Consider the following 16,012-nt stretch of genomic DNA (forward strand, 5'->3'; position numbering starts at 1 on the left):
AAAAGCAAGACAGAGGCGGGCATGCTGGAAATCGACAAACTCAACGAACTCGCCGAAAGCCATGGCGAGCTGCGCCGCGGCAAGGGCATGGTCACGGGCACCATCGCCATCAGCCTCGCGGTGCTGTGCTTCCTCGGCGTGCTGGTGTTCCACTTTCCGCAGTACCTGAGCACGCCCGAGCTGCGCAAGAGCTACAACGTCGACCTCATGCGCTGGGTGCTGCTCGTCGCCATGGTGGTCTCGGGCGGCCTCTCGCTGGTCAACATCATCTTCAACCGCACGCGCTGGCTCTCGTCCTTCGCCTTCCTCCTGATCGTGCTGTCGGCCCTGCTCGGCGGCCACAAGGTCCCGGTCAACGACTTCGCCGACAACACGCCCTACATCGGCCTCGACTGGTTCATCCTCGACCTGCTCGGCTCCTCGCTGATCTTCATCTTCATCGAGAAGCTGTTCGCGCTGCGCAAGGACCAGCCCGTGTTCCGCGCCGAGTGGCAGACCGACTTCCACCACTTCGTGGTCAACCACATGATCGTGGGCTTCGTGCTGCTGGCCACCAACCTCATGGTGCACAAGCTGTTCGGCTGGGCCGCCAACGACGGCATCCGCGGCTGGGTCGGCAACCTGCCGTTCTGGGCCGGGCTGCTGCTGATCATCCTGGTGGCCGACCTGGTGCAGTACTGGACCCATCGCGCCTACCACGAGGTGCCGGTGCTGTGGCGGCTGCACGCGGTGCACCACAGCGTGAAGAGCATGGACTGGATGGCCGGCTCGCGCCAGCACATCCTCGAGCTGCTGATCACGCGCACCCTGGTGCTGGCGCCGATCTACGTGCTGGGCTTCAGCAAGGAAGTGATCGACGCCTACATCGTGGTGGTGGGCTTCCAGGCGGTGTTCAACCACTGCAACGTGAGCGTGCGGCTCGGCCCGCTGCGCTACGTGATCGTCACGCCCAACTTCCACCACTGGCACCACAGCCAGGACCAGGAAGCGCTCGACAAGAACTACGCGGCGCACTACGCCTTCCTCGACTACCTGTTCGGCACGGCCGTGAAGACCACCAGGCTCTGGCCCGAGAAGTACGGCGTGCTCGGCGACTACGTGCCCAACGGCTTCTTCAAGCAGTTGAAGTTCCCGTTCCTCTGGAAGGGCTGATGCGCTCGTTCCGCCAGACCTTCGCGGCCCTCGCTGCCGCGGGCGCCGCCCTGCTGCTCGGGGCCTGCGCCACCCGGCTCGACCTGCCCTCGCAAGACAGCGGCCTGCGCCTGCGGGTGCAGAGCTCGGTGATCGCGCCGGGCAACGGCGGCGAGCTGATCGCGGCCGACGCACTGGAGCCCGGCGACATCCTGCTGACCTCGATCGCCACGGTGAACTCCTTCGGCATCCGGCTGGGCACCTTCTCGCCCGTGAGCCATGCGGTGCTCTACCTCGGCGACGGCCGGATCGCCGAAGCCGTGGGCACCGGCGTGCGCGCGCGGGCGCTGGCCGAGGTGGTCGACGAGGAACAGATGGTGGTGGCCTTCCGCGTACCCGGCGTGGACGCGGCCGGCGCCGAGCGCATGCGTACGTGGGCGCTGTCGCAGGTCGGCGTGCGCTACAACACCGTGGGCGTGCTGCTCAACGCCCCCTTCGTGCTGAACCGCCGGCTTTGCGAGCTGCCACTGATGCCGGGCGCGGTCAGCCACTACTGCATGAGCGGCATGGCCATGGTGCAGCTCGGCGCGAGCCGCGACGACCAGTTCTTCTGCTCGCAGTTCGTGCTCGAGGCCTACAACCGGGCCGGCCTGCCGATCACCAGCGCCGACCCGCGCTGGGTCAGCCCGGCCGACCTGCTGCACATGCGCGAGGGCGACGTGCCCTCGATCGCCGCCACCCAGCCGCTGCGCTACGTGGGCCACCTCAAGTACAACCCGCCGCCGGTGCTGGCGGCCGACGGGCCATGAGCGCCGCGCCGGGCCGCCCCAAGCAAGCTCGCACCGCAGTGCGAAGCACGGAGGTACTTCAGTGAGCGATATCTCGCATTTCGACGCCGTGGTGATCGGCGCCGGCGCCGCCGGCCTGTTCTGCGCGGGCGTGGCGGGCCAGCGCGGGCTCCGGGTGCTGCTGCTCGACCACAGCGAGAAGGTGGGCGAGAAGATCCGCATCTCGGGCGGCGGCCGCGCCAACTTCACCAACCGCGACCTCGACGTGCGCGCGCCGCAGCGCCATTTCATCGGCGAGAACCCGAATTTCTGCCGCTCGGCACTGTCGCGCTATGCGCCGCAGCAGTTCGTCGAACTCGTGCAGAAGCACGGCATCGCCTTCCACGAGAAGCACAAGGGGCAGCTGTTCTGCGACGGCTCCTCGCAGCAGATCGTCGACATGCTGCTGGCCGAATGCGCGGCCGGCGGGGTCGAGCGCTGGCAGCCCTGCCGCATCGGCCAGATCACGTTCTCGGCCGAAAACGCAGATGGGACGAGCGTCGGCAGCTATCGAATCGAGAGCAGCCGCGGCCCGATCGAGACACCGAAGATCGTGGTCGCCACCGGCGGCCTGTCGATCCCGCAGATCGGCGCCAGCGACTTCGGCTACCGCATCGCCGAGCAGTTCGGCCTGCGCATGGTGGCGCCGCGCCCGGCGCTGGTGCCGCTGACCTTCGGCGGCGAGGCCTGGGCGCCCTATGCCGAACTGGCCGGACTGGCGCTGCCGGTGCGCATCGAGACCGGGGCCAAGAAGGAGAAGATGGCCTTCCTCGAGGACCTGCTGTTTACCCACCGCGGCCTCTCGGGCCCGGCCGTGCTGCAGATCTCGAGCTACTGGAAGCCCGGCGCGCCACTCACGCTGGATTTCGCGCCTGGCGTGGACGTGGCCGCGGCCTTCGCCGAGGCCAAGCTGCGCTCGAAGAAACGCATCGCCAACGAACTCGCCGCCCTGGTGCCCTCGCGGCTGGCCGATGCCTGGGTCGGCCAGGACGGCGCGCTGCAGCGGCCGATCAACGAGGCCGCCGACCGCGCGCTGGCCGCGCTGGCCGAGCGCATCGCGCGCTGGCAGATCGTGCCCTCGGGCACCGAGGGCTACAAGAAGGCCGAGGTCACGGCCGGCGGCGTCGACACGCGCGACCTGTCGTCCCAGACGATGGAATCGAAGCAGCCGGGCCTGTATTTCATCGGCGAAGTGGTCGATGTCACCGGCTGGCTCGGCGGCTACAACTTCCAATGGGCCTGGGCGAGTGCCCACGCCTGCGCAAACGCACTATAATCGCCGGCTAACTTTGGCCTTCCCTCAACGGCCACACACTTTTTCTTGTTGAGGAACCCCGGCCTGGGGCTCTCGATCCTCCCCCGGCCAAATTTCAAATCAACGATTCCTGATGACCACCATCCGCGTTAAAGAAAACGAGCCCTTCGACGTCGCCCTGCGCCGCTTCAAGCGCACCATCGAAAAGCTCGGCCTGCTGACCGACCTGCGCGCCCGCGAGTTCTACGAAAAGCCGACCGCCGAGCGCAAGCGCAAGAAGGCAGCCGCCGTGAAGCGCCACTACAAGCGCGTTCGCAGCATGCAGCTGCCCAAGAAGCTGTACTGACGCACCCTGGCACCGGAGACAGCGGCCGATTCGACAACACCGAACCCGCCGCCCTCCGCCCCGCCAACTGCCTTCCAGCCGCGCCAGGGAAACCTGCCGCGGCTTTGTTTTTTCCCGCAGGAGACCCCATGAGCCTCAAAGAACAGATCACCGAAGACATGAAGACCGCGATGCGCGCCAAGGACTCCGAGCGCCTGGGCACGATCCGGCTGCTGCTGGCCGCGCTCAAGCAGAAGGAAGTCGACGAGCGCGTCGAACTCGACGACGCCATGGTCGTGGCCATCGTCGACAAGCTGGTGAAGCAGCGCAAGGACTCGGTCACCGCCTTCACCCAGGGCGGCCGCACCGACCTGGCCGACAAGGAAGCGGCCGAGATCAAGGTGCTCGAGGTCTACCTGCCGCAGCGCCTGGGCGCCGACGAGATCGCCGCCGAGGTCAAGGCCATCGTGGCCGAGCTCGGCGCCGCGGGCCCGGGCGACATGGGCAAGGTGATGGGTGCGGTCAAGACGCGCCTGGCCGGCAAGGCCGACATGGGCCTGGTGAGCGCCGCGGTCAAGGCCGCGCTGACCGGCGCCTGATCGCCATGACCGCCTGCACCGAGACCGCCGCGATCCCGAAGGCCTGCGCCTGCCTGGTCGACGCGCGCGGCCGGCTGCTGGTGTTCCGCCATCCCGAGGACGGCAACATGCAGCTGCCCAAGGGCACCATCGAACCGGGCGAGTCGCCCGAGTTCGCGGTGCGGCGCGAGCTGCTCGAGGAATCGGGCATCGACCATGCCGGCGCGCTAATCTCGCTGGGCACCCTGCAGCGCGACTGCGAGGCCGGCGTCGAGGGCAACACCCACCGCCATCCGCAGCTGTGGCACCTGTTCCTGATCCATGCCGAAGGGCCGCTGCCCGAGCATTTCGACCACGTGGCCATGGGCAGCCCCGAGGAGGACGGCCTGGTGTTCTCGTTCAGCTGGCTGGCGCCCGAGGCGCCGATCGACGGCTACGCCCTGCCCTACCGCCAGACCATCGAACGCGTGCGCGCCGCGCAGGCCCTGGCGGCCGCCCAGCCCGTGGCCGCGGGCTGAACGAACCCCAGCGCGCTCATCCCATGGCCCGCACGGCCATGTAGGCGCCCAGCAGCCCCAGTCCGACCAGGAAGCAGCGCCGGAACATCGGCACCGGCAGCCGCTGGCGCAGCCAGGTGCCCAGCACCATCCCCGCGATCGCCGGCACCAGCATCAGCGCCGAGCCGCCGAGCACCGCCAGCGGATAGCCGCCGTTGCCCGCGAGCCCGATCGCCAGCACCACGGTCGAGGTGGTGAACGAGATGCCCATCGCCTGGATCAGCGCGTCGCGCTGGAAGCCCAGCGCCTGCAGATAGGGCACGGCCGGCACCACGAACACACCGGTCACGGCCGTCACCAGCCCGGTCGCGATGCCGATCAGCGGTCCGAGCCAGCGTTCGTGCGCGGGCGCCACCTTCAGTTGCCGCCCGGTCAGCCCCCACAGCGCATAGGCGACCAGCGCCACGCCGAGCGCCACCGAGGCCCAGGCGCCGGCCGGCACGCCCAGCCACCAGGCGCCGCCCAGCGTGCCCGCCACGATGCCGGCCTGCATGCCGCCGATGCGCCGCAGCACCGGCAGGAAAGTCGCGCGCGGCCCGGTCTGCCAGACGTTGGTGACCAGCGAGGGCACGATCAGCAGCGCCGCCGCCTGCACCGGCCGCATCCACAGCGCGAGCAGGCCCATCGACACCGTGGGCAGCCCGAGGCCGATCACGCCCTTGATCACGCCGGCCAGCAGGAAGACCGCCGCGGCGGCGAAGCCGTGCCCCGCGAGGCCGGCCAGTTCGTTCGAGAAGGAGGAGGACGTCATCGGCGCGCAGTCTGCCGGCCGCGGCGCCGGCCGGGAATCCGGCATTCGCGCAGCGAGCCTCAGGCACAGACTGAGGCCGGCGTGCTACCTTGCGGGCTCACCATGCGATTCGATCTCACCGACCTGCGGCTCTTCCTCCATGTCGTCGAAGCCGGCAGCCTGACCGCCGGCGCGCAGCGCTCGCACATGACGCTGGCCTCGGCCAGCCAGCGCGTGCGCGGCATGGAGGACGCGCTCGGCACCCCGCTGCTCACGCGCCATGCCCAGGGCGTGCGCCCCACCGAGGCCGGCCGCACCCTGCTGCACCATGCGCGCGTGGTGTTGCAGCAGATGGAGCGGCTGCGCGGCGAGCTCGGCGAATACGGCCAGGGCCTCAAGGGCCATGTGCGCTTCCTCTGCGGCACCTCGGCGCTGACCGAGCACCTGCCCGAGGTGCTGGCGCGCTTCCTGGCGCAGCATCCGCGGGTGTCGATCGACCTCGAGGAACGGCCCAGCCCCGACACCGTGGAGGCGCTGCGCGCCGGGCTGTGCGACATCGGCATCGTCTCCGACGCCATCGATACCGAGGGCCTCGAATGCCATCCGTTCCGGCGCGACGACCTGGTGCTGGTGATGCCGCGCGGCCATGCGCTGGCCGGGCGCCGGCGCGTGAAGCTGGCCGAGGTGGTCGACAGCGAGTTCGTCGGCCTGCCCGCCGACAGCGCGCTGCAGCAGCTCGTGACCATGCATGCGCGCGCGCTCGGGCGCCACCTGTCCTACCGCGTGCGGGTGCGCAACTTCGAGGCCGTGTGCCGCATGGTCGAGCAGGGCATCGGCGTGGGCATCCTGCCGCAGACCGCGGCCGCGCGCTGCGCGCGTTCGATGAAGATCGCGCGCGCCTCGCTGGCCGACGCCTGGGCCGAGCGCACCTTGATGGCCTGCGTGCGCAATTCGCAAGAGCTGCCGCTGAACGCGCGGCGCATGCTCGCCTACCTGCTGGAGCCGGTGGAGAAGGCCTAAGCCCCGCGCGTGACCGGCCGCCCCTGCGCCGCGCGCGCCGCCACGAAGGCCTCGAAAGCCTCGGCGCTGGTCTTGCGCGGGCGAAAGCCGAATTGCTCCTTCAGCGCGGTGTTCGACAGCACCGGCCGGTAGCGCAGGAAGTCGAGCTGCTCGGGCCCGTAGCGGCTCACGCCAAGCGCCGAGCCCACCGCCAGCGCCGTCTTCAGCACGCCCGCGGGAAAGTCGATGGTGCGCTTGCCCAGGCGCGCCGCGATCTCGTGGATCGGCAGCGCGCCGTCGCCCGCGAGGTTGTAGCAGCCGGCCGGCGCGCCGCCCTCGAGCGCATGGGCGATGGCGCCGGTCACGTCCTCGTCCCAGACGAAGACGAAGGGACTCGCGCTGCCGCGGATCGCGATCAGCCGCCGCTTCTCGAACAGCGCCGTGATCTGGTTGTCGACGCGCTCGCCGAGGATGGTGCCGACGCGCAGCACCGTCTGCGCCAGCGAGGGATGGCGCGCGCGCCAGTCGGCCAGCAGCTCCTCGACCTGGCGCTTGTGGTCGGCATAGGCGAACACCGCGTTGCCGCGCAGCGGCTGGCGCTCGTCGATCCAGGCCGGGTTGTCGGCGTGGTAGCCGTAGGCCGCGCCGCTCGACGACACCACGATGTGCGCGACCCGGTACATGGTGCAGGCCTTGAGCACGTTGCGCGTGCCGCCCACGTCGACCGAATGCTCGAAGTCGCGGTTCGAGTCCCTGCCCGGCGTGACGATCGAGGCCAGGTGCACCACGGTGTCGATGGCATGGTCGGCGAAGGCCTTGCCGATGCCGGCCTCGCGCACGTCCTGCGCCAGGTAGGCCACGCCCGGCAGCCGGCGCTCGCGCGGCACCTCTCGCACGTCGAGCGCCACCAGGCCCTCGAGCTGCCCATGGCCGAGCCGCGGCGCGAGCGCGGCGAGCACGCCGCGGCCCAGGAAGCCGTCGGCCCCGGTCACCAGCACGCGGCGCGCGGCGGCGGTCATGGCACGGCGGGCCGGCGGCCCCACCAGGTCGCGAGCGCGAGGCCCGCGATGATGTCCCAGAAGCCCCAGACGCCGGCCACCACGGCCATGCCGCCGAGCCCGCCGAAGAAGCTGAAGATCAGCACCAGCCCGAGCCCCGCGTTGCGGATGCCGACCTCGATCGCCACCGCGCGCCGGTCGTAGTCGGCCAGCCCCGACAGCCGCGCGCAGAGGTAGCCGGTGCCGAAGGCCAGCGCGTCGTGCAGCACCACGGCCAGCAGCACCAGCCCCACGTAGTCGAGGAAGTAGCGCCAGTTGCCCGCGATCGCGCCGACGATGAAGGCGATCAGCGCGAGGAAGCTCAGGATCCGCGCCGGCTTCTTGATGCGCGCCGTGAGCCCCGGCAGCCGGTGCGCGCAGGCCACGCCGAGCACGAAGGGGATGCCGATGATCATCACGATGTGGCCCAGCATGTCGAGCGGATCGAGCGCGATGGTCTGGAGCAGCGGCGCGGCGCTCGGATGCAGCCCGCCCCAGAAGGCGAAGTTCAGCGGCATCAGCACGATCGACAGCGCGTTCGAGATCGCGGTCATCGACACCGACAGCGCCACGTTGCCGCCCGCGCGGTGCGTGAGGATCTGCGAGATGTTGCCCGGCGGGCAGCAGGCCACCAGGATCATGCCGAGCGCGATGCTCGGGGCCGGCTTCAGGACCAGCGTGAGCGCGAAGGTCACGGCCGGCAGCACGACGAACTGCGCGCCGATGCCCACCGCCATCGCGCCGGGCATGCGCGCCACGCGCTTGAAGTCCTCGATGCGCGTGTCCAGCGCGATGCCGAACATGAGGAAGCCCAGCACCACGTTGAGCAGCACCAGCGAGGCCGGATTGAAGTGCAGGCGGATCTCGTCGACGGGCAGCATGGGGCGCGTGTCCTTTTTTCGTCGGCTCAGGAAGGATCGGCCAGCGCCGCAGACGCGCCGCGCACCGCGGCGCGGTAGGTGTCCTTGTGCACGTAGTAGGCCATGCGCTCGAGCTGCAGGTACTTGTAGCCGCCCGAGAGGTCGGGCGCCGGCCCCTTGGCGGCCGCGCGCAATGCCGCGGCCTTCGGCGAGCCCGCCGCCTGCGCGCGCAGGTAGCGCGCCACCAGCTCGGCCTGCTCGTAGCGCCCCTGCCAGCCGATGCCGCTGGCCTCGATCATGCCGAGCACCGCGAGGTTCTCGAAGCGCGGCGAGAAGATGTTGAGGTACAGCCGTGGCGCCATGCCCTGCCAGTCGAGCAACGCGCGGTCGATGAACGGGTAGTGCAGCGCATAGCCGGTGGCGGTGAGGATCAGGTCGTAGTCGCGCGTGCCGCCGTCCTTGAAGTAGACGGTGTGGCCGGCCAGCCGCTCGACGTCGGCGCGCACCGCGATGTCGCCGTGGCCGATGTGGTGCAGGATCAGCGAATTGACGATCGGATGCGACTCGTACATGCGGTAGTCGGGCTTCGGAAAGCCGAAGCGCGTGGGGTCGCCGGTGAACCACTGCAGCACCTTGGCGTCCAGCCGCTGCTTGAGCCATGGCGGCAGCGGCTTCTTGCCGCCGAGCGTGTCGGCCGGCTTGCCGAACACGTACTTGGGCACGAAGTAGTAGCCGCGCCGCACCGAGATGTCCACGCACTTCGCGTAGTGCACCGCGTCGACCGCGATGTCGCAGCCCGAGTTGCCCGCGCCCACGATCAGCACCCGCTTGTCCTTGAAGATCTCGGCATGCTTGTAGTCGCTGGTGTGCAGCAGTTCGCCCTCGAAGTGGCCGTCGAAGCGCGGATGCTTGGGCTCGGACAGCGTGCCGTTGGCGATCACCACGCCCTTGAATTCGAAGGTCTCCACGCCCTCCTCGCCATCGCCGTCGGCCGGTCCCACGCTCACCTGCCAGGTGGTGTCGGGCGCGTCCGAGGTCGGCTCCACGCGCAGCACGCGCGTGCCGAAGCGGTAATGCTCGCGCAGTCCGAAGCGAGTGGCGAAGTCGCTGAAGTAGCGGCGCAGCTCGCGGTGGCTCGGGTAGTCGGCCACCGTGTCGGGCATCGGGAATTCGCTGAACTCGGTGGTCCTCTTGCTCGAGATCAGGTGCGCCGAGTGGTAGACCGTGGAGCGCGGGTTGTCGATGTCCCACAGCCCGCCCACGTCGCTGTGCGCCTCGAAGCCCTGGAAGGGAATGCCGTGCTTCTGCAGGTTGCGGGCACCGGCGAGGCCCGAGGGGCCGGCGCCGATCAGCGCGATCTGTTCGTGGGTGGGCACTGTCACTGTCACGTTGGCGGCGAGCCTTCCTTCGGCGAGGGCGGTGATGAAAAGGGCCGCAGCCCGGGGATCGGCGTGGCGCCGGCCTCGCCCGCGCGCGGCTTGCGCGGCTGGCCGCGCAAGAGCCGGTCGTGCAGCGCCTCGGGCAGGCAATCGAGTGCCTTCGAGAGCCAGCCGATGCGCCGCGGCAGCACGATGCGCTCGCGGCCCGCGGCCACCGCCGCGAGCGTGCGGCGCGCGGCCTCCTCGGGCTCGAGCAGCCCCGGCATCGCGAAGCGGTTGCCGGCGGTCAGCGCGGTGCGGATGTAGCCCGGGCTCACCGTGTGCACCCCGACGCCGCTGCCGCGCAACTCGGCGCGCAGGCTCTCGAGGTAGCGGATCAGCCCGGCCTTGCTCGCGCAGTAGGCGCCGTTGCCCGGCATGCCGCGCCAGCCCGCGATGCTGGCCATGCCGACCAGCGCGCCGCGCGCCTCGCCGCGCATCGCGGCCACGAAGGGCTGGAAGGTGGTCGCGGCGCCCAGCAGGTTGATCTCGAGCATGCGGCGCAACACCGCGAGGTCCTCGGCCTGCGCGGTGTCGAAGCCGCCGGCCACGCCCGCGTTGGCGATCACCAGGTCGGGCGTGCCGGCCCGGGCCATCCAGTCGGCGGCCATGGCCTGCATCGCCACCGTGTCGGCCACGTCGGGCGTGTAGACCGCGCAGCGCCCGGGCGCCAGTGCCTCGAGCGCGCGCAGCCGTTCGCGGTCGAGCCCCACCAGCGCCACCTGCGTGCCGTCGGCGATCAGCCCGCGCGCCAAGGCCTGGCCCAGGCCGCCACAGGCGCCCGTCAGCACGGCATTGCGAAAGCGAGGGGGCATCGGGGAAGCGCGGCTCGAAAAAAGATGCGCCCCAATGTAGCGGCGCGTTTTGCCGCGCCGCCCCGGCGTTTTCCCTTGCACGCCGGGCCGCGGGGCCCGGCGCCGCTCAGGCCTCGGCCGGAAACTCGATCTGGATCTTCACGTCCGTCGCCCGCCCCGCCGCGGCCTCCTCGAACGCGCGGATGCCGTCCTCGAACGCGAAGGTGCGCGAGATGAAGGGTCTGACGTCGACCTGGCCCGAGGCGATCAGCGCGAGCGCGCGCGGGAAGATGTTGGCGTAGCGGAACACCGACTCGATGCGCAGTTCCTTCGCCTGGATCGCGACGATGTCGAAGGCCACCGGCGCTGGCGGAATGCCGACCAGCACCACGCAGCCGCCGGGGCAGGCGAGCTCGAAGATGCCCTCGAAGGCGCGCACGCTGCCGCTGGCCTCGAACACGGCGTTGGCACCCCAGCCGTCGGTCAGCTCGCGCACCGCGTCGGCCAGCTTGCGCTCGCGGATGTCCACCGTGCTCACGGCCGGGTTGTCGGCGAACAGCGCGAGCTTCTCGGGCACCAGGTCGGCCAGGATCACGCGCGCCGCGCCGCCCGCGAGCGCGGCCAGCACGGTCATCGCGCCGATGGTGCCGGCGCCCACCACCACCGCCACGTCGCCGGGCTTGAGCGCGGCCTTCTTCGCGGCCTGCAGGCCGATCGCCAGCGGCTCGACGATCGCGCCCTCGGCGAAGCTCACGTTGTCGGGCAGGCGAAAGGTGAAGGCCGCCGGATGCACCACGTAGGGCGTGAGGCAGCCGTGGATCGGTGGCGTGGCCCAGAAGCGCACGGCCGGGTCGAGGTTGTAGATGCCCTCGCGCACCGCGCGCGAGTCGAGCTGCGGAATGCCGGGCTCCATGCAGACCCGGTCGCCGGGCCGCAGGTGCGTGACCTCGCAGCCGACCTCGGCCACCGTGCCCGAGGCCTCGTGGCCGAGGATCATCGGCGCGTCGACCACGTAGGGCCCGATGCCGCCGTGCTGGTAGTAGTGGACGTCGCTGCCGCAGACGCCGACGGTGTGCATGCGGATCTTCACGTCGCGCGGGCCGACCGGTTGCGGCGGCAGCGCGATCTCGCGCAGCGCGAGTTCGTGGGCTTTCTCGAGGACAAGGGCTTTCATGGAGAACGGGTGTTTCTGAGGGGAAGTCGATGAAGGGGTTCAGTGCAGCGGCGCCACCGCCTCGCGCCGCAGCGAGGCGCCGGTCTGCGCGTCGAACAGGTGGAGCTGGGCCGCGTCGATGCCGAAGCGCACGCGCTCGCCGAGCCGCGGCGCGCGCGCCGAATGCACCAGCGCCGCGATCTCGCTGCCCGGGCCGTCGCCGATGCTCACGAGCACCTCGTTGCCCAGATACTCCACCAGCTGCACCTCGCCCACGAAGGCGCCCGCGTCGTCGGGCAGCGCCAGCAGGTGGGCCGGCCGGATGCCGAGCGTGACGCGCTCGCGCCCCTCGAGCGCGAAGCGGCGCGCATCCACGCGCACCGTGCCGCCGTGCCCGCGCAGCACGGCACCGCCGTCGCCGTGCGCCACCGTCATCTCGAGCAGGTTCATCGGCGGCGTGCCGATGAAGCCGGCCACGAAGGCAGAGCGCGGGTTCTCGTAGATCTCGCGCGGCGAGCCCACCTGCTCGATGCGGCCGTCGCGCAGCAGCACGATGCGGTCGGCCAGGGTCATGGCCTCGTGCTGGTCGTGCGTGACGTAGACCGTGGTGGTGCGCAGCGTCTGGTGCAGCCGCGCGATCTCCACGCGCATGTGGTTGCGCAGCTTGGCGTCGAGGTTCGACAGCGGCTCGTCGAACAGGAACACCCTGGGCGTCTTGATCATTGCGCGCGCGATCGCCACGCGCTGCTGCTGGCCGCCCGAGAGCTCGGTCGGCCGGCGCTCGAGGTAGCGCTCCAGGCCCAGCGTGTCCGACACCTCCTTCACGCGGCGCGCGATCTCGCTCTTCGGCACCTTCAGGCGCTTGAGCCCGAAGGCGATGTTGTCGCGCACGCTCATGTGCGGATAGAGCGCGTAGTTCTGGAACACCATCGCGATGCCGCGCTCCTGCGGCGGCAGGTCGTTGACGCGCGTGCCGCCGATCAGCAGCTCGCCGCCGCTGATGTCCTCCAGGCCCGCGAGCATGCGCAGGATGGTCGACTTGCCGCAGCCCGAGGGGCCGAGGAAGACGACGAACTCGTTGTCCGAGACGTCGAGGTCGAACTGGTGCACCACCTGGGTGTCGCCGTAGCGCTTGATGATCTTGTGACAGCTGATGGCGGACATGTTGTTGCTTCTCTCGGAAAGGGGGCGCGCGGTCTTCATGCGGCGTCGCGCTTGCGCTTGAAGGCCGCGTTGAGGAAGCCGCTGAGCACGCCGATCATCAGTAGCGGCGGCAGCGACAGCAGGATCACGGACGCATTCAGGATGCCCCAGGGCACGTCGCGCCCGAGCTGGCTCAGCTCCGAGGCCACGATGGGCAGCGTCTTGGCGTCCGAGGTGGTCAGCATCAGTGCGATCAGGAACTCGTTCCACACCAGCACGAAGCCGAAGGCGATGGCGCCGACCAGCGAGCGCGCGGCGATCGGCAGCGCCACCTTGAGGAAGATCGCGTAGGGGCCGTAGCCGTCGACGCGGCCGGCCTCCTCCACCTCCCGGGGCACCGCCTTGAAGGCCGGGATCGCGAGCCAGATCACGGTCGACAGCGTGAGCAGCGTGTAGGTCACGATCAGCGCGATGCGCGTGTCGTAGAGCTCGAGCTGCAGCCAGATCACCATCAGCGGGATCGCCACCGCCACCGGCGGCAGGAAGCGCATCGACAGCACGAAGAACTGGATGTCGTCGGCGCGGCGCACCGGATAGCGCGCCAGCGCATAGGCCGCGGGCAGGCCCAGCAGCGCGCCGATGAGAACCGCCGAGCCCACCACCACGAGCGAGTTGACGAGCCCCTGCGCGACCGCCTCGCGGCCCAGCACGTAGGCGTAGTTCTCGAGCGTGGGCGTGAAGAGGAACTTCGGCGTCGCCGAGACGATGTCGACCCGGTTCTTGAACGAGTTGAGGAAGGTCCAGAGCACCGGCACCAGTGCCGAGAGCGCCGCGGCGGCGAGCACCAGCCGCGCCATCAGCGTGCCGAGGCCCAGGCGCCGGCGCGCGGCCGGGCGGATGGCGGGCGCATCGCCGGCGCGCAGCACGGGCGCGGCGGAAGTCGTGGCGGGGGTCATGCGGGCCGGGTCCATTTCCAGAGGTAGGTGAAGGCCACGGTCGAGGCCACCATCATCAGCACGGCCATGCTCGAGGCGTAGGAGATGCGGCCCGACTCGATGAAGCCCTGCGAGAAGGCGTACATGTCGAGGGTCTCGGTCGAGATGCCGGGGCCGCCGCGCGTCATCACGTAGATCAGGTCGAAGGCACGCAGCGACTCGATCATCTTCACGAAGCTCAGGCTGATCAGCGGCGCGCGCAGCATCGGCAGCGCGACGAAGGCGTAGACCTCCCAGGGCTTCGCATGGTCCATGCGCGCCGCCTCGAAGGGCTGCGGCGGCAGGGTCTCGAGCAGCTTGAGCACGATCACCGCGAAGAACAGGCCCCACTGCCAGACGTCGACGAAGGCCACCGTGAGCAGCGCCGTGAGCGGCTGCGCGAGCAGGTCCAGCGGCTCGCCGGTGATCGCCTTGTAGGGCCAGGTCAAGAGGCCGAACAGCGGATGGAAGGCGAACTTCCAGACGAAGGCGGCCGACACGCGCGGCAGCAGCACCGGCACGATGAACAGCATGCACAGCAGGTTGCGCCAGCGCGGCGTGGCGCTCTGGAACAGCAGCACGCCGAGCAGCACCGCGAGCCCCATGGTGGCGCTCACGGTCAGCAGCTCCCAGGTCAGCGAGACGCCGACCGCGTTGAGGAAGCGCCGGTCCGAGAACAGCTGCAGGTAGTTGGAGAACCACACCCAGCCGATGTCGGACTGGCCGAGCTCGCGGTCCTGCAGCGACACGGCGATGGCGAACACGGTGGGCACCAGCGCCAGCACCGCGAGCACGAGCAGGCCAGGGCCGATGAAGACGAGCGGCAGTCGGGTCTTGTGAAGGGTCATTGCGGGACTCGCAAGGAACGCGGGGCCGGGCGGCTCACTTGCGGCGCCGCGCGATCAGCTGCTTGGCATAGCCGTCGAGCTCGTCGAGGCCGGCCTGGATGTCGGTGCGCGAGCCGGTGATCAGCTCCTCGAGGATGATCCCCCAGCGGTCGCCGAGGTCGGGCCAGGCCGGGTCCTGCCAGAAGTTGACCGCGGTGAGCTTGCCGGTGTCGGCCAGCGCCTTGCCGAGGTCGGCGCCGTAGCGCCTGGAGAACTCGGGACTGCCCAGCACGCTGGTGCGGTTCAGTTCGCCGAACTGGCCCTCGGCGAGGCGGCGCTGCTCGTTCTTCTTCGAGGTGGCCCAGGCGACGAAGAGGCCGGCGCACTTCCTCGCCTCCTCGCTCTTGTTGGCCTTGGCGCCGATCGCCAGGCCGTGGCCGTAGCCGCCGCCGGTCAGCGGCGCGGGCGGCGTGGCATAGGCGATCTTGCCGATCACGGTCGACATCTTGGGATCGAGCGCGTTGCCCGCGAGCGGCGTCGACTCGACCAGCATCGCCACCTTGCCCGCGAGGAAGGCGCCGGTGGCCTCGTCCCAGCCGCCGGTCTTGGTGCCGGGCGCCGAGTACTTGAAGAGCTCGAGGTAGGTCTGCGTGGCCTTGAGCGCGGCGGGCGAGTCGAACACCGGCTTGTCGCCGTCGAACCACTGGCCGCCGTAGCCGCGGAAGTAGGGCATCCAGCGCCACACGTTGGCACCCGAGCCGCGCTGGCCGCGCAGCGCCACGCCGTAGACGCCGTTGGCCGGGTCGTTGAGCTTCTTCGCGGCGGCCACGAACTCCTCGAGCGTGGCCGGCGGCTTGATGCCGGCCTTCTCGAGCAGGTCCTTGCGGTAGACCATCAGGTCGCCGCCGCCGGTCAGCGGCGCGAACCAGGCCTCGCCCGCATAGGTGGCGACCTTCTGGCGGCCCGGATCGAAGTCGGCGTAGTCGTAGTCGGCCGGGTAGTACTTCGCGAGCGGCACGATCCACTTCGACTGCGCGAACAGCGGCACGTTGGCCTCGTCGACGTAGTAGACGTGGTACTTGCCCACGGTCGAGGCATCGGCGCGCGTCTTGGTGCGGCGGTCGTTCTCGTTGAGGTTGTCGATGCTGAACGAGGCGCCGGCCAGGGTCTTGAACTCGTCCTTGTACTTTTCGAGCAGGGTCAGGCCGTCACGCGGCTGCGCCAGCACCCGCACGTCCTCGTTGCACGACGCGGCCTGCGCGAGCGCTCCACCGGCGGCACCGGCCGCCAGCAGCGCCACGAGCAGCGTGCGGACCCGGACGCGCCTCCCTGCGGATTCCTTGAACATCGCTTGTCTCCGTTGAACTTGTTGCGGATCGCCGGCCGAAGCCGGGGAACAAGCCC

Annotated in this window: 17 protein-coding genes; 7 read left to right on the plus strand and 10 right to left on the minus strand. The window is 70.2% G+C overall.

Annotated elements, in window-relative coordinates:
* Window positions 1-21: 21 nt before the first annotated feature.
* The 6 genes from INQ48_21525 (at window position 22) to INQ48_21550 (ending at window position 4,634) form a co-directional block, all read left to right on the plus strand.
* Window positions 22-1,152, plus strand: a complete 1,131-nt coding sequence (locus INQ48_21525) for a sterol desaturase family protein (protein QRF55944.1) — start codon at window positions 22-24, stop codon at window positions 1,150-1,152.
* Window positions 1,152-1,940, plus strand: a complete 789-nt coding sequence (locus tag INQ48_21530; GenBank protein ID QRF55945.1) for a YaeF family permuted papain-like enzyme — start codon at window positions 1,152-1,154, stop codon at window positions 1,938-1,940. Before INQ48_21525 ends, INQ48_21530 begins: the two co-directional genes overlap by 1 nt.
* 70 nt (window positions 1,941-2,010) lie before the next feature.
* Entirely contained in the window at window positions 2,011-3,234 is a 1,224-nt protein-coding gene (locus INQ48_21535; protein QRF60831.1) for an NAD(P)/FAD-dependent oxidoreductase, read from the plus strand.
* A gap of 112 nt (window positions 3,235-3,346) precedes the next feature.
* The gene (locus INQ48_21540; protein QRF55946.1) at window positions 3,347-3,559 is read left to right on the plus strand and encodes a 30S ribosomal protein S21; all 213 of its coding nucleotides are present in this window, start codon (window positions 3,347-3,349) and stop codon (window positions 3,557-3,559) included.
* A 128-nt stretch (window positions 3,560-3,687) separates the two neighbouring features.
* The gene (locus tag INQ48_21545; GenBank protein QRF55947.1) at window positions 3,688-4,137 is read left to right on the plus strand and encodes a GatB/YqeY domain-containing protein; all 450 of its coding nucleotides are present in this window, start codon (window positions 3,688-3,690) and stop codon (window positions 4,135-4,137) included.
* A gap of 5 nt (window positions 4,138-4,142) precedes the next feature.
* Window positions 4,143-4,634: an NUDIX domain-containing protein gene (locus tag INQ48_21550; protein ID QRF55948.1), complete on the plus strand. Its 492-nt coding sequence runs from the start codon at window positions 4,143-4,145 to the stop codon at window positions 4,632-4,634.
* A 16-nt stretch (window positions 4,635-4,650) separates the two neighbouring features.
* Here the strand turns inward: INQ48_21550 and INQ48_21555 are convergent, their stop codons facing one another.
* Window positions 4,651-5,469, minus strand: a complete 819-nt coding sequence (locus tag INQ48_21555) for a sulfite exporter TauE/SafE family protein (GenBank protein QRF55949.1) — start codon at window positions 5,467-5,469, stop codon at window positions 4,651-4,653.
* Between the two features lie 57 nt (window positions 5,470-5,526).
* On the opposite strand from INQ48_21555, the gene INQ48_21560 reads away from it, so the two are divergent.
* Window positions 5,527-6,423 (plus strand): LysR family transcriptional regulator, encoded by an 897-nt coding sequence (locus tag INQ48_21560; GenBank protein ID QRF55950.1) that lies wholly within the window; start codon window positions 5,527-5,529, stop codon window positions 6,421-6,423.
* On the opposite strand, the gene INQ48_21565 is transcribed toward INQ48_21560, so the two are convergent.
* The 9 genes from INQ48_21565 to INQ48_21605 form a co-directional block, all read right to left on the minus strand.
* Complete coding sequence (locus INQ48_21565; protein QRF55951.1) at window positions 6,420-7,421, minus strand: NAD-dependent epimerase/dehydratase family protein; 1,002 nt, start codon at window positions 7,419-7,421, stop codon at window positions 6,420-6,422. The two genes, INQ48_21560 and INQ48_21565, sit on opposite strands and share 4 nt — an antisense overlap.
* A complete protein-coding gene (locus tag INQ48_21570) occupies window positions 7,418-8,320 on the minus strand; it encodes a bile acid:sodium symporter family protein (GenBank protein QRF55952.1) in 903 nt (300 codons plus the stop codon). The genes INQ48_21565 and INQ48_21570 overlap by 4 nt, the downstream gene beginning before the upstream one ends.
* A 26-nt stretch (window positions 8,321-8,346) precedes the next feature.
* Entirely contained in the window at window positions 8,347-9,675 is a 1,329-nt protein-coding gene (locus INQ48_21575; GenBank protein QRF60832.1) for an NAD(P)-binding domain-containing protein, read from the minus strand.
* An 8-nt stretch (window positions 9,676-9,683) separates the two neighbouring features.
* Window positions 9,684-10,532, minus strand: a complete 849-nt coding sequence (locus INQ48_21580) for an SDR family oxidoreductase (GenBank protein ID QRF55953.1) — start codon at window positions 10,530-10,532, stop codon at window positions 9,684-9,686.
* A gap of 106 nt (window positions 10,533-10,638) precedes the next feature.
* Complete coding sequence (locus tag INQ48_21585; GenBank protein QRF55954.1) at window positions 10,639-11,685, minus strand: NAD(P)-dependent alcohol dehydrogenase; 1,047 nt, start codon at window positions 11,683-11,685, stop codon at window positions 10,639-10,641.
* Between the two features lie 39 nt (window positions 11,686-11,724).
* A complete protein-coding gene (ugpC, locus tag INQ48_21590; GenBank protein ID QRF55955.1) occupies window positions 11,725-12,828 on the minus strand; it encodes a sn-glycerol-3-phosphate ABC transporter ATP-binding protein UgpC in 1,104 nt (367 codons plus the stop codon).
* Window positions 12,829-12,863: 35 nt separating this feature from the next.
* Complete coding sequence (locus INQ48_21595; GenBank protein ID QRF60833.1) at window positions 12,864-13,682, minus strand: carbohydrate ABC transporter permease; 819 nt, start codon at window positions 13,680-13,682, stop codon at window positions 12,864-12,866.
* A 77-nt stretch (window positions 13,683-13,759) separates the two neighbouring features.
* Window positions 13,760-14,629 carry a sugar ABC transporter permease gene (locus INQ48_21600; GenBank protein QRF55956.1) on the minus strand — a complete coding sequence of 290 codons (870 nt, stop codon included), beginning with the start codon at window positions 14,627-14,629 and terminating at the stop codon, window positions 13,760-13,762.
* Between the two features lie 34 nt (window positions 14,630-14,663).
* Window positions 14,664-15,956, minus strand: coding sequence for a sugar ABC transporter substrate-binding protein (locus INQ48_21605; GenBank protein QRF55957.1), 1,293 nt, complete (start codon window positions 15,954-15,956; stop codon window positions 14,664-14,666).
* Between the last annotated feature and the right edge of the window lie 56 nt (window positions 15,957-16,012).

Source organism: Variovorax paradoxus, assembly GCA_016806145.1.
GTDB lineage: Bacteria > Pseudomonadota > Gammaproteobacteria > Burkholderiales > Burkholderiaceae_C > Variovorax.